The sequence below is a fragment of the Cyanobium sp. WKJ7-Wakatipu genome (assembly GCF_024345355.1).
Taxonomy (GTDB): Bacteria; Cyanobacteriota; Cyanobacteriia; order PCC-6307; family Cyanobiaceae; genus Cyanobium_A; species Cyanobium_A usitatum.
Window position 1 is genome coordinate 1 of sequence record NZ_JAGQAY010000043.1, and the last position, 13373, is coordinate 13373.

At 53.5% G+C, this 13373-nt stretch carries 10 protein-coding genes; 7 read left to right on the top strand and 3 right to left on the bottom strand.

Features of this window, described 5'->3' with window-relative positions:
• Positions 1-10 precede the first annotated feature (10 nt).
• Entirely contained in the window at positions 11-511 is a 501-nt protein-coding gene (locus KBY83_RS14435) for a hypothetical protein (protein WP_255020276.1), read from the bottom strand.
• Positions 512-842: 331 nt separating this feature from the next.
• Here KBY83_RS14435 and KBY83_RS14440 point away from each other — a divergent pair, with 331 nt between their 5' ends.
• Positions 843-1877 (top strand): IS5 family transposase, encoded by a 1035-nt coding sequence (locus tag KBY83_RS14440; RefSeq protein ID WP_255020277.1) that lies wholly within the window; start codon positions 843-845, stop codon positions 1875-1877.
• A gap of 561 nt (positions 1878-2438) precedes the next feature.
• Here the strand turns inward: KBY83_RS14440 and KBY83_RS14445 are convergent.
• A complete protein-coding gene (locus KBY83_RS14445; RefSeq protein ID WP_255020278.1) occupies positions 2439-3722 on the bottom strand; it encodes a GUN4 domain-containing protein in 1284 nt (427 codons plus the stop codon).
• A complete protein-coding gene (locus tag KBY83_RS14450; RefSeq protein ID WP_255020279.1) occupies positions 3722-6250 on the bottom strand; it encodes a transglycosylase domain-containing protein in 2529 nt (842 codons plus the stop codon). The genes KBY83_RS14445 and KBY83_RS14450 overlap by 1 nt, the downstream gene beginning before the upstream one ends.
• A gap of 294 nt (positions 6251-6544) precedes the next feature.
• On the opposite strand from KBY83_RS14450, the gene KBY83_RS14455 reads away from it, so the two are divergent.
• From KBY83_RS14455 to KBY83_RS14480, 6 genes are all read left to right on the top strand, one after another.
• Entirely contained in the window at positions 6545-7237 is a 693-nt protein-coding gene (locus KBY83_RS14455) for an FHA domain-containing protein (RefSeq protein WP_255020281.1), read from the top strand.
• Between the two features lie 11 nt (positions 7238-7248).
• A complete protein-coding gene (locus KBY83_RS14460; protein WP_255020283.1) occupies positions 7249-8580 on the top strand; it encodes a protein kinase domain-containing protein in 1332 nt (443 codons plus the stop codon).
• Positions 8581-8624: 44 nt separating this feature from the next.
• Positions 8625-9377, top strand: a complete 753-nt coding sequence (locus KBY83_RS14465; RefSeq protein WP_255020285.1) for a vWA domain-containing protein — start codon at positions 8625-8627, stop codon at positions 9375-9377.
• 7 nt (positions 9378-9384) lie between these two features.
• The gene (locus KBY83_RS14470; RefSeq protein ID WP_255020286.1) at positions 9385-10992 is read left to right on the top strand and encodes a PP2C family serine/threonine-protein phosphatase; all 1608 of its coding nucleotides are present in this window, start codon (positions 9385-9387) and stop codon (positions 10990-10992) included.
• A 60-nt stretch (positions 10993-11052) separates the two neighbouring features.
• Positions 11053-11994 (top strand): hypothetical protein, encoded by a 942-nt coding sequence (locus KBY83_RS14475; RefSeq protein WP_255020288.1) that lies wholly within the window; start codon positions 11053-11055, stop codon positions 11992-11994.
• Between the two features lie 92 nt (positions 11995-12086).
• Positions 12087-13079: a hypothetical protein gene (locus tag KBY83_RS14480; protein WP_255020289.1), complete on the top strand. Its 993-nt coding sequence runs from the start codon at positions 12087-12089 to the stop codon at positions 13077-13079.
• The last annotated feature ends 294 nt before the right edge of the window (positions 13080-13373 follow it).

Genomic DNA, 13373 nt, shown 5'->3' on the forward strand with positions numbered 1-13373 from the left:
CCAGTACGAATCAATTTGCCGACAATATTGCATTGCTTGAGCACTTATGATCTGCTGCGACGATGCCGAAAGGCATTTTTTTATGGTGATCAGAGCTGGCAAATCTCGTAAATTTCGAGGTACCCTTGAGTGGGTTGACTGATCTGGCAGATCTTAAGGCAGGGCTCCCCATAGATAAAAGCTTATCCTTCGAAACATTAATGGCCTTAGCATTTAGCTTAGGGTCCGGCCCATCTTGCTGGCTGCTTTGATAGTTAGGCGAAGACCCTTGAATTGAAATACTCTGTGACAGTGAAACAGCAATGCCCCCTTTTGAATCCAGAAACCCATTCAAGACTTCTTCAATAAATATGAGTACATCAGGGTGGTAGACGCGGCTGATCTCCTGGATCAACGCATCGCGTTGAATCAGTCCGCCATTTGACCCTGCATGAGGAAGGAGTGCTGCAAAGCTCTGCCTGCTTACCAGGTCACGCAATGGTGCCTGCAAATCAGACTGCCCGGCGGTCAAATCGGCTACCACCCCTTGAAGCGCCGCCGGTGCTGGAAGTATTCCTCCCTGTCGCGCGACGTATTCGCCAAGCTGTCTGCCCAGGCTCCTGAGCTGGTCACTGTCAGCTGTCGCCACAAGACAAGCCAGTCAATATTCCCTAATATAACCTAAGTCACAGCTGAGCAAAGCAATCTATTTCGATGGCGGAAGCCGTATACTTCTCCGTTGCGCAGCATGGCTATTGAAGGTGTCTACCTCTCCATGGTTTAAGGGCACCTCGAAAAATCGCAAGACCGCTTGATAGCGACCGAACTGAATTATACTAAGGCTTCAAGATTACATGCTTTCCATGGGCCAGCGAGGTTTCTGGGACGAACAACAAAGAGTTGCAAAGCTCCAAGAGAAGAAGCCTGTTCTGACGCGTCTTACTGAATCGATTCCTTGGGAATCATTCCGCCCTTTGCTTGATAAGGGCTACAGCCAGGAGCGCAAAAGCAATGCTGGCCGCAAACGGATAGATCCACTGATTCTTTTCAAGATGCTGGTGCTCCAACAGCTATTCAATTTAAGCGATGAAGAGGTCGAATTCCAAGTAAATGACCGTCGTTCCTTCGAGAAGTTTGTTGGCCTTGGAGTGATGAATGACATACCAGATGCAACTACAGTGGCTTTCTTCAGAGAGCGCCTACGCAAGGCCGGTGTAATCGAAGAGCTCTTTGAGATGTTTGAGGAATACCTGAGAGATCAGGGCCTCGAAGCTCGTGGCGGTCAAATCATTGATGCCACTCTTGTTCCTGTCCCAAAACAACGAAATACCCGTGAAGAGAACAAGGAAATCAAGGCTGATCGCCTACCAGATGGATGGGAAGATAACCCAAATCGGTTGCAGCAGAGGGATTTAGATGCCCGCTGGGTGAAAAAGAATGGGATCAATCACTACGGCTATAAGAACAGCATCTGCATTGATGCCGAGCATGGTTTTATCAGACGCTTTGTTGTGACACCAGCCAATATTCATGACAGTCAGATGCTTCCAATGCTCTTGGATCCAGAAAATCAAGATGACTATGTCTGGGCTGACTCTGCCTACTCAGGACAGTGCTTTCAAGATCTGCTGAGCCTAGGTGGGTTTGAAAGTCGCATCCATGAAAAGGGCTCGCGCAATCACCCTCTTAGCGAAGCAGCCAAAGAGCGCAATTCCGTTAGGTCGTCAATTCGTGCTTGTGTAGAACACGTTTTTGGCGCCATGACAACCTCAATGGGCGGCAAGTTGACACGAAAGATTGGGCTTGAAAGGAATCAAGCCTGGTGGGCCCTAAAAAATCTAACATTCAATTTTCTGCGCTATCTCCAACGATCAACTAACGCCCTGACTATTGCCTAAGCAGTATCCAATGCGAATCGATTTGCCGACAATATTGTATTGCTTGAGCACTTGTGATCTGCTGCGACGATGCCGAAAGGCATTTTTTTATGGAGATCAGAGGCTGGCAAATCTAGTAAATTTCGAGGTGCCCTTAAGAGAATAGTCCTAAATCCGTGGGCTCATGAAGAGTACTCCCTATCTAAAGCAATGACGCTCTGCTTAGAGCATTATTTAGGATGTCAGAAGCTTTCGTTTGTGGAACAGCGTAATAGTGTAGCCACCCCGGGATATGCTTGCGAGAGTTAATTGCATCTTGCATGGAGCTGAAGTTCTTGCACCCATAACCGGCAAGCCATTAGCAGCGCATCATTCAAGTGAAGGAATGATGACCATTGTCGGGAGCTCTCGATGTGATGTGCTCATTCCAGCCTTTTACAGCACAGTTTCTAGCCATCATGGGACAATGGGCTCCATAGTCAATTTGCTCGAAATTATTGATGTCAAAGGGAATAGACCATCGACCAGCTGCCTATTCAAATATGGATACAGGACTTCATCGTGGAACCCCAGCGGTTTCCTCTAGCGCGACAGTCCGGAAGGCACATGCCATAAATAACAATAGGTTCTTGAATAGAACCCACCGGATGAGCACTCTCTAGTCACTGCGGGGCCAGCAAACGATCCTAAAATCATGCCAAGAAGAAACCAGGATAGAAGCAAGCCGGGAAAGACCCAGCCTAAAAAATCATTAGATTTTAAGCTTGCAGAATTCGTCGCTGGCCGTGACGCTGGCGCCTTAGGGGATTGGGCCGAAGGCTCCTTCGTCTGGGACGGCTCCCGCGCCGCAGCAGCCTTAGGCTCAGTTGGCGCAGCTGATGGGGGCGAAGCAGCTTGATGCAGAGCCTGCAATTGCTGCCTGGTACCGGCGTCGAGTTTGACGCCCACAAGGCCGCAATCAACCAGGCGGCCATGGACTTCAGTAAAGTGGCTAATGAGGCAGGCGCTGTCCCACGCAATCTGCCAGCCACGGTGCCCACCCCATACCCGATGCATGCCACCCCGAGGGTAGAAACCGGGAGGCAGAGCAGCAGAATCGATTGCCCCGGAATGCACACTTCCTAGAGACTGGGTGGTACGCGATTGTAGAAACTCAGCAAAAATCCGAGCAGGCTCCCTTGGGCTCCCCGCAGGTGAAGTTGCATTGGCAGAACTTGATAGCGAGACCAGCTCTTCCCAGAGTGCACGCTGCACGGAGAAGCCGAAACGGAAATGGCTGGCTTCACACCAGAGCCGATTGATGTCGTAGAGCAACGCACACGGAGCCGCCCTCCAGATCGACTCAAACGACTCCTGGCCACCACCACCACAGGATGCGACCAGAAGCTGCCAGGTTTTCCGATCAGCCTCATTCCACAGCTGGCGATTTAAAAGTCTCTTGAGATTCTCCTTATGTCGCTCCACATCATCGAGGCGACCATCTACCGGCTTGTAGTTATTTGGCTGTTCTTCTTGTTCTCTTTTCTCTTCCACGTAAGGAGCATCAGCCGGCGCAGCCTCTGGCAGAGCAAAGTAGCCGCACAACACCGTGCGGAGGCGCGCCAACGTTTCATCACGATAAACACAACCAAGCTCATCAAGCAGAAAACTGACGAGAGCAACCGCCGTCGCCGAGGCGACCAGTGGTTCGGCTTCCAGAAAAGCGGGCAACTCCACCAGCTCCCGTAGGGGAGCCCGAAGAGGCAGATCGCCCGCAAGCAGATCAGCCAGCACCGCATTCAGCCGTGATGGATGGCGCAGGGGTTGTGCCTTAACTACCCGACCAAAAGCCAGACCCAGGGAGTAATCGGCACCGGGTCGCACCATCAGATCGCACTCATGTACTGCCCCCAGAGCCGGGCAGCCAGGGCACCTGCGGATGCTTCGGCGGGTTGGTTGTTGTCATTGCCCATCCAGATACCGGTGAGCACACCCTTGCTGGGGGAATAGCCGATGAACCAGGCATCCCGGCCGTTATTGGTTGTTCCTGTCTTGCCGCGAGCATCGACCACAGTATTGGCGTTGCGGCCTGTTCCTTCTTGTACGGCGCGCAGCAGCATGGCGTCCATAGCCTTAGCGACATTTGCCGAGAGTAGTTGCTGTTTTTTCTGCGGAATGGGCGTAAATATGCCGTGAGGAGGGCATTGATTCAGCGCCTGTTCAGATCCGCATATAGTGATGTCGTATATACGATTTACGCCATGTAAAGACACTGCACGGCCACCATTTGCCACAATGGCATAAGCCTGAGCCATCTCATAGAGCAAGGCCTCGTTGCCACCCAGTACCATGCTTGGGTTAGCTTCAAGACGCGTAGTAATACCCAGCTTGCGGGCCATGCGAATCACAAGATCAAAACCCGTCTTATCGGCGAGATGTAGCGCGATCGGATTTTCGGAGAGCGCAAGGCCCTGGCTCATCGAAAGACTTGCACTACCCTGACGGCAGCCAGCCTCCAGCTGATAAATTCGCGCGCAGGAGATCTGATCTTCAGGACTCATGCCATCCTCAAGTGCAGCCAAGTATGTAAACAGCTTGAATGTTGAACCAGGCTGTCTCGGGGCTCTGACACGGTCATAACTGGTTTCGCCCCGATCCGAGTTATAACCATATTTTTTGCCACCAACGTAAGAGATAATTTCTCCTGTACGAAAATCTAGCGAGATCAAAGCCGCTTGATTCACACCGATTGGTTCAGCATCAGATTCGAGAAACCGCTTTACAGAAGCTTCTGCAACCGCTTGGTGCTCAGGTTTGACAGTTGCAACGGCATAGTAGTTTCCACCATCACGCTGCTGCGACAGATTCAGAGAGTAGCGAGGTCCCGAAAGCTCCTCTAGTGCATAATTACTAAAGAATGGATAGCTCTTATAGCTTGATTGCTGGCAGATTGATAGGTCAACCTTCAAGGGGTGTCTAACTGCGTCACGATATTGCTCTCCGCTGATAAAATTTTCGGCGAGCATGCGACCGAGTACAAGGTTGCGGCGAAGCACTGGGGTCCATGTTGTTTCATCTGGGTATGGTGCAATACTTTTACCCCTTTTTTGCTGCCTCTCCTCCCTCTCAACCCTTACTTCATCCGGTCTTGGTGCGAAACAAATATTATATCCATTGGGGCTTGGTAGTAGTCCGACTAGGTAAGCAGATTCGGGCAGATTCAGTTGCCGGGCAGACTTGCGAAAGTATAGCCTCGCTCCTTGCTCAAATCCCTCTGCGCCCATGCCAAGGAAGGCGCGATCTAGATACATTTTTAAGATCTCATTCTTGTTGAAGTGCGTTTCTAGTTGCCAGGCAACTGGCAACTCCCGAATCTTGCGATAAAGAAGTCCTCGCTTGACTGGCTGATCGTTTGCATCTATTTCAGGGGTCCGTACCCATGGCCAGGGCGAATCGGGGTTCCCTTTCTTAACCCATGGGTAATAAATTCGCGCAACTTGCTGGGTAATACCGCTTCCGCCGCCGCTGCTTTTCACTAGAGAGCGCAGCGTGCCGCCAATATCCAGGCCACTGTTCCAGCCGAAGCGCGCATCTTCAGAAGCAAGCAGCGCTTGACGTAGGTGCAGCGGGTAATCCTCTAGATGAAGAAGTGCAGTTGCTGCACCTTCATTCTCGTCAACGCGCTGCCCCTGCTGGGTTGCGATCTTCACCGGCCCACCAATGAAGTTCACCCTTGACCCTCCACCAACGGTGCTAAAGAGCATCAGGCCGCTGACAACCACCGCTGAGCCCACCAAGGAGGACAGGCCAAAGCCGTGAACCACCTGCTCCCAGGGGCTGCGGGGCTGGTGATATTTCAGTCTTGGTGAACCGCGCAGTGGTGAGCCCAGCTGCACCACATCGCCATCACGAAGAGCAATACGCCGGATCCGTCGATCGCGCCAGAAAACGCCATTGGCGGATTCAAAGTCCTCCAGCACCCAGTCGCGGTCCTGTGGGCGGTCCTTCTCCACGAAGGCATGAACCCTGCTCACGCCTTGGACATCTGTCCTGAGCTCACAGCAGGGATCACGGCCGATGCGCAACCTGCATTCGCCCAGTTCAATCCGAGAGGAGAGCTGCTCTCCATGCCAGATCTCCAGCCAGGCGTGGCGCTCTCTAGCTTTTAGCCAGATACTTTTGAACCAGCTGCGACGCTCAAGCCAGCTAGCGGTTCTCAGGCTCTGCAAATCATCAACTAGCTTGCGCCCCAACTGGGCGACAGACGGCTGGGTTGGACGCTCAGTGGTTGTCTCGGATACACCATTGACAGGCTGATCCCTGCCCACGCTGTGTTCAGCGCTCGTTGAATCGGCGTTGGCACCAGTCTCAGAAATTGGGGCATAGCCAGGCTTGTCATAGAGTAACCCCTGCAAGGATGTTGTTCCGGCGTTGACCTCTCGGCGTGATCCCTGGACTCCGTTCCGTCTGTGGGTAGCCCTCACGATCGGGCTCTTTGCTGCGAGGTCACTCTCGCTGTCAACAGCATTCCTATGGCCTGGCGCCATACCGGGCTGGATCCTTCTCTCTATGGTTCTGGTCGCCCTTGCTCTGGCCGCCAAAGCCCTGCTCTTCCCTGGGCGCGTAGTTGCATGGCGTAACGGTGAGCCAGGCTTCTGGGCAGAGCTCACTGAGGACTGGCGGCAGTGGTGGCAGCGCAGGAGCCGGCAATGAAACACAGCAATGGAGCCCAGCTGTTTCTACGAAATGATCCGGCAAAAACGGCGCCTCTGAGCACCAAAAAACCGCTCACCATTGGCAAGGCTTCCACCAACCTGCTATGCATGCCCCAAACAGATGGCGTGGCAGATCACCATGCTGTCGTGCGCTGGTCGGTCGGCCATGGCTGGCTGATTTGCGATTGGGGGAGCCAGGAAGGCACCTTCCTCGAAGGCCAGCGCATCCGGAACTGCCGCCCTATCAGCGATGGCGACGAGATCCAGTTGGGTAAGGTCGGGCCGGTGCTGGTGTTCCGCCTTGCCCCTGCCAGCTCACAGCCCACCCCAGAACCTGCTGTCAAAAGCTCAGCAGGCGGGAATCTGGAGTTTGCCGGTCAGCTGATTCCAATGAACCAAATCAAGTTCGTTCAGCTACTTAGCAGGCCTCGCTATCCAGCCAGTTTCAGCTGGTGGGCTCTGCTGTCCCTGGGAGCCCTCGTGGTTCTGCCATGGCCCCCCGCCTTCTGGACGTTGGAGCTGGTGGTCCTGGCCGGCTGGATTGTGCTCGGCTCACGGAAAGAGCATGTGCTGTTGGTGACCCTGCTCGATGGCATGGCCTACCGTCATAGCTTCGCTAACAAAGTCACCGCACTCGGTCATCGCAACGGTATCCGTAAGGCGATTGGCCAGCCCTCCTCAGCCTGAGTTTGCCCACGATGGAATCCATGCTACCCAACGGGGCGACCATTGAGTGCTCCAACCTCTCCTCACCGATTGAAGTCCAGCGGCTACTGGGAGCCGGGGGGCAGGGAGAGGTCTATGAGGTGACCTTCGCAGGGGAGGCATTGGCTGCCAAGTGGTATTTCCCAAAGATCGCCAATCGCGACACCGGGCTAGCCGATCGGCTTCGCGACAGTATTCGCATCTCTAGTCCAAGCCCGGCCTTCCTATGGCCGATCAGCCTTCTTGAGCCTTCAGAGCAGAGCTGCTCAAGACTCAACATTCCATCCGGCAGCTTTGGCTACCTCATGGCGATTCGGCCTACAGGCTATGTAGGCGCAATTGACCACTCCGCCGCGCGCATTTCAATCACTCTCCAAAGTATAGTAAAATCTTGCTTTTATCTTGCAGAAGCATTCGATGCACTGCATAGCAAAGGGCTCTGCTACAAAGATATCTCACTGGGCAACGTTTTTCTGAATCCAGAAAACGGCAACATCCTGATTTGTGACAACGATAATGTTGAAGAGAATGGCAAGAACAGGGGCTTGGCAGTGGGGACTCGTGGTTTCATGGCACCAGAGGTAATGCTAGGCAAGGTCAAGCCCTCAGCTGACAGCGATCTGTTCTCCATGGCCGTGCTGATGTTTCATCTGCTGGCACGCAGTGATCCGTTCAAAGGACAGATGGAGATGGCTATTCGCTGCCTTGATGAGCCTGCCAGGCAAAGGCTTTATTGCGAGGATCCCGTATTCATCTTTGATCCAGACGATCAGCGCAACCGCCCCGATCCAGATGAGCACAGAGCCGCTGTGCTCACATGGCCCATCTACCCAGAGCGTTTGCAGCGACTGTTTCAGAGGACATTTGGCCCAGGCATGCTCAACCCGTCCGCGCGGGTTCGCACTGGTCAGTGGTGCGAGGCCCTAGCAGCATGCCTTGACAGTCGGCTCATCTGTCCAGATTGCGGGCAGGAGGTTTTCGCTGACGCTGGTCAGGTGAGCCAATGCTGGGCATGCGGAAGCTCGATTGAGCAACCAGCCCGGCTTATGGCCGGAAGGATTGCCGTACTGGCCCAGCCTGAGAACGAACTCCATGCTCATCATCTCAATCCACTAGTAACAGAGCGCATCGATGCACCTATAGGGAGGATTGAATCCCACCCAAGCAATCCAAATCTCCTTGGACTTCAAAACCTATCTCCCCATACTTGGACAGCGCAGTTCACCAACGGCCAGTCGGCGGAGATCTCCACTGGCCAGCGCTGCAATCTGGCTCAAGTGAGCGAGATCAAGACTCATCTTGGTAACGTCGCTCTTGAGCGATGAAGACAACTTCTTAAATACTCAACTTGCACAACCTCCCCTAAGACATGGCATTTCCTGACGTCAAACTGGCTCGTCGCCCGTTGCACTTCATTTACCTCTGCGATTGCTCAGGTTCGATGGGTGGCAGCAAGATGCAATCTCTCAATCAGGCAATCCGTCAGTCGCTGCCAGCGATGGCAAACGTGGCTCGCGACAATCCAGAAGCTCAAATGCTCGTGCGTGCTGTCAGCTTTTCTACCCAAGCTAAATGGCACATCGCGGAGCCCACACCAGTGGAAGCGATCGAGCACAGCTGGCGAGATCTGGAGTCTCAGGCTCTTGGATTAACTGCTATGGGAGAAGCGATGAAATTGGTAGCCCAGGCTCTGCGCACTCCTCCGATGGAACAGCGAGCGCTCCCACCAATCTTGGTGCTTATCTCCGACGGTGCTCCAACTGACGACTACTACGGTGGATTGCAGACGCTTCTGCACGAACCCTGGGCCCGTAAGGCAGTGCGGCTGTCGATCGCGATCGGTCATGACGCCGACCTGGAACATCTCCAAAAGTTCATCGGGCCGGAACCCAGCACTGGCAATGCTGGAGAGCGCTCTGCGATGAGGCCCCTCCAAGCAAATGATGCCCGAACCCTGGCTCGCTACATCAAGTGGGCCTCGACCGCTGTTGTAAGTGCGGCCTCGCGGCCGGTGTCAGAGATTGGGGGCGATCGAGCACCCTCAAGCGCCACCAACGTCCCTATGCCCGATCTACCTCCCACGCTGATGGATCCGACCGATATGAGCCAAACGGTTTGGTGATCAAGTGGTGAGCAGCTGGTTTGTTCCCGAAGTAGATACCCGCACAGGTGCATCCCATGCACGGCGAGGTGTGGTGTGCCAAGACGCCAGTGGCTGGTGCAGCCTTAAGGACAGGAGCGGGCACCCCGTCCAACTAATGGTCGTGGCTGACGGACACGGAGGGAAGCGTTACATCCACAGTGATGTGGGCAGCCGGCTTGCCTGCAAACTTTCCCTGAACCTGGTTGCAGAACAACTGGGCCAGATGAGCAGCGTGGGGCGTGATGCTGTCCAGAGATGGCAGGAATGGCTTGAGGGGTCATTCGCCCAGACCCTTCATCGGCGCTGGCTGGCGTCTGTCGAATCACATTGGAACCAAGAGCGAATCAAGACCGAAGCCAGTGAAGTCCCCTACTCGCCGCTCTCCTACGGCACCACCATCGCTCTAGTGATAATGACCCCAGCTTGGTGGGCTCACACCGGGTTGGGCGACTGGGATCTGATTCGGATCGGGTCGGATGGTGAAGTTGAGCTGGCGAGTGAGGAACAGGAGGAAGATCAGACGGGGGGAGAGACCACCTACAGCCTCTGCCTAAGCAACGCTCCACGCCATTTCGCTGCTCGCACAGCCGTTCACCCGATCACTGAGCACGAGACTCCCTTCTCCCTTCTGCTCAGCACCGATGGAGTGCGCAAGTCCTGCAGTACAGATGCCGACTTCTTCGCGATTGTTCGTTATCTCTGTGAGGCAGAGCAGCCCCGACAGGGTGACGCGGCGGTCCAGCTGAGTGCAGATCTGGATCGGATTAGCAGCCAGGGCAGCGGTGATGATGTGAGCGTGGCGATTGGCCGCTGGAGAGTGGTCAGCGAGAAGCCGCACTTGTCAAGAGGAGCTCGTCGTCCCAAGCAAGGACAGCAGCCAGGTCAGTTGGTGATAGTGCAGCCCTGCCAAGAGAAACCTTTAGATAGCACCAGCGCTGCCAAATCAGAGGCGATCATTAACACTGATCTCAGCCCTACTCTGATTCAGGGAGGAGACTCTAAGAACAATAAGATTTCAGAAAGCTGGTGGCAAAGACCTAGTCCCTGGCCCCTCGTGGCACTTCTTGTGATTGTCGTGGCAGCGATAGTGGCAACAGCTGGCATAGCCTGGAAAGGGCTTGGGCCATTCACCCGCACAAATAAAAGCAACTTAGCGCAAAAGAATTCTCAACTGGTTGCAGCGCTGCAGAACCAGTCGAGCAAGCTGTGCAACAGTATGAAAAATGCCGGTTCTCCCGCATCTCCGCCGAGCCCCCGAATAAACGATGAACTAACTAATTCCATCGCTGGACAACTAAGTCCGTACAAACGTATTTTTAGAGATACACTTAGAGATACAAGAAGCCGCAACAAATACCTGGCCATGCCGTCCAAGGATCCTCTTGGCGCATTGATCGCTTCGAGCAACCCTGAACTAAAGCAGCCCCAACTCGTAGAGTTCTGCCCTGAACTCCGAGAAGCCTTGAGTCGTGAGTGGCAGCGCGCGCGTATTGATTTGCCAGCAGCTCCTAATGGCGAAAACCTCAGGAAAGAATCAGCTCGACCCTCTGCGGGCAAAGGGGTTGTTGCTCAAGACACCACACCAAGTAGATGAGTCTTTTGATCAGGTGAAGTATGCACCCTCAATCTATGACTCAGTTACGAAGTCTAACGGATGACTGAATTAACTCTTTATCAGATCGGCCTCCAATTTAAATATTCCGTACAAGCTGGCAATCTGTTGGCCGATCAATATGGGGCGATCCTGCTTGATCTATGTAGTGACTACGAGGATCTCAAGCCTGCTCTTCTCGATCTCGGCAAAAGGAAGTCCTTTAGGGAGTTGCCACTTAGTGGAACTCCAGCCCAGATGATTCTTGCTCGAGACAACCTAGCCAGTGAGCTAGCAGCACTTTATCTCCCCGAGATTGTCATAGATCTGATAGATCTCATTGAGGGAGCACTTGGATTTGTTGACCTTCCCTCTGATCAGTTCAACGCAGAAGGTGAGACTGAAGAGTTCGATCAAGAAGAGATCACAAACACTGCCGATGAGGAAATGATCTCGTATGAACCTCGCTCTGAAGAGATAGACGATTACAACTTACAGCTAGAGTCGACTAGGAGGTTGCTCCGCCGGCGCCCGAGCCTTGTGGAAAATGAGATTCTGCAGAGTTATCCAGAACGAGAAGAGAGTTCAAAGTCCAGCAAGCTGTCTTCAATAGGCCAGATAGGTCGCACCCTGATATATCAGATTCCGCCGTTTTCCCTGTTTCTTATGATCAAGCTTATCTCAGGAGCACAAGCTAATCTCGACAATCCAACAGGGACTCTCAATCCATCAAGCCTGGCTCTTGAATATGTTTATAAATGGCCCTGGGCACTAATGTCTTTTGCCTCAATCACCTTGTGCGCGGCAGCATTCCAATCAGGACGAACAGAAAAGGAGGCATACAGAGTGGAAGTACCTCTGCTTGCATATTATACCTTGATAATGGCGATCGTTTATGAATCTAAGGCGCCGCCAGATTTTGCAATATTCATGGTCTCCTCTTATGCCCTGAGCTCTCTTTCAACAAGAGTCCTTATGGGAATAATCTCGTGCCTAAAGGCGTGATGGGATACTTCTCAGCGGATCGGAGAGTGTCAAAAGAATGAGCAGTGTCAGAATGGTGCAATAAGCCAGAATTATTCAGGTAAGCAGCAGGTATGAACGGTATGAACGCTTATCAGATTGGCGCTGAGCTTCGGGCTCATATCCTGCGCCATCAGCGGCAAGGCCCCGTGGATGCAAAGCGCTTGCAAGCTCTAGTGGCTGATTTCTGTGGAGGTGAGCAGCACGAACTGATAGCTCCCCTTCGTCATCTGGTGAGCTCGAGTACCTTCGCCATCGCAGCCGGTACGGATCCTCCACTAGGAGATCAGCAGAACCTGCAGATTCTCAGCCATGAACTGGCACAGGTCTTCTCTCCCTTGCTTTATGACCGCCTCCAGCCAGTACTGCAAGGATTGATGGGAGTGGCGGAGACCCATCCCATTTCGACGAGGAGTGCCGCACCGCCAAGCGCTTTTTCAGCATCGACGACAAGCGAGCTTGCCACTGGGGCGGTGGCAAGCCCATTAGTCGGGGGCGGTGGAAAAACGAGCACAAATGCGGTGCTGGCGTTCCTAAGCGGGGTGCTGGTTATGACACTTGCAGGAGTTGTGCTTCTGGTCTGGCAGCGGCAAAGCACCTTGGCGCCAGCAGCTCCAGACACCAGTACCTCTGCTCCAGCGGGAGCACCAGAGATCAGTTCTGATCCGGTCAACTCCAGGGCACTTCCATTGCAACCGGAGCCGCGTTCTGCGTCATCTGACCAACCTATTACGGTGTCGGTTGCTGACCGTGCTTTACGCAGCATTCAGGATCTTTACAACTCCCTGTCAGCGAAGGACTTCGAGAAGTCAAGGCTTCTCTATGGCAGTGGAGCTGCCGACCAGTTCACACCAGTCTTCTTCAATCAGTTCGAGAGGGTGACTACCCAGGATCTGCGGATTACGAGCCAGACGGGCTCCACTTTGAATCTAGAAGGGGTAGTCACCTTCGTCTGGCCCGATGGCTCATTGCAATCCGAAACGCGCTCCTTCAGCGTCGACACGAGCACCGCACCGGCATTTATCACTGCCAGCGAATTCGGTCGCGTGATCACTCCACGTAGATGAGGCGATAAGAAGGACTACCTCGATATTCGAATTACCCATTCAGGGCAGGGGAAACGATCTATGAAGTACTTATTCCAATAAATGACTAGAAGGTTGCAAGCTGGATGTCCACCATCCGGAAGCCTGATATGGGCACCTCGAAAAATCGCAAGACCGCTTGATAGCGGCCGAATTTGAATTATACTAAGGCTTCAAGATTACATGCTTTCCATGGGCCAGCGAGGTTTCTGGGACGAACAACAAAGAGTTGCAAAGCTCCAAGAGAAGAAGCCTGTTCTGACGCGTCTTACTGAA

What these genes read in the sequence shown, in the direction of transcription:
- KBY83_RS14460 (WP_255020283.1), top strand. Translation starts at nt 7,249, where the DNA reads ATGGAATCCATGCTACCCAACGGGGCGACCATTGAGTGCTCCAACCTC.
- KBY83_RS14440 (WP_255020277.1), top strand. Translation starts at nt 843, where the DNA reads ATGGGCCAGCGAGGTTTCTGGGACGAACAACAAAGAGTTGCAAAGCTC.
- KBY83_RS14445 (WP_255020278.1), bottom strand. Translation starts at nt 3,722, where the DNA reads ATGGTGCGACCCGGTGCCGATTACTCCCTGGGTCTGGCTTTTGGTCGG.
- KBY83_RS14465 (WP_255020285.1), top strand. Translation starts at nt 8,625, where the DNA reads ATGGCATTTCCTGACGTCAAACTGGCTCGTCGCCCGTTGCACTTCATT.
- KBY83_RS14480 (WP_255020289.1), top strand. Translation starts at nt 12,087, where the DNA reads ATGAACGGTATGAACGCTTATCAGATTGGCGCTGAGCTTCGGGCTCAT.
- KBY83_RS14475 (WP_255020288.1), top strand. Translation starts at nt 11,053, where the DNA reads ATGACTGAATTAACTCTTTATCAGATCGGCCTCCAATTTAAATATTCC.
- KBY83_RS14455 (WP_255020281.1), top strand. Translation starts at nt 6,545, where the DNA reads ATGAAACACAGCAATGGAGCCCAGCTGTTTCTACGAAATGATCCGGCA.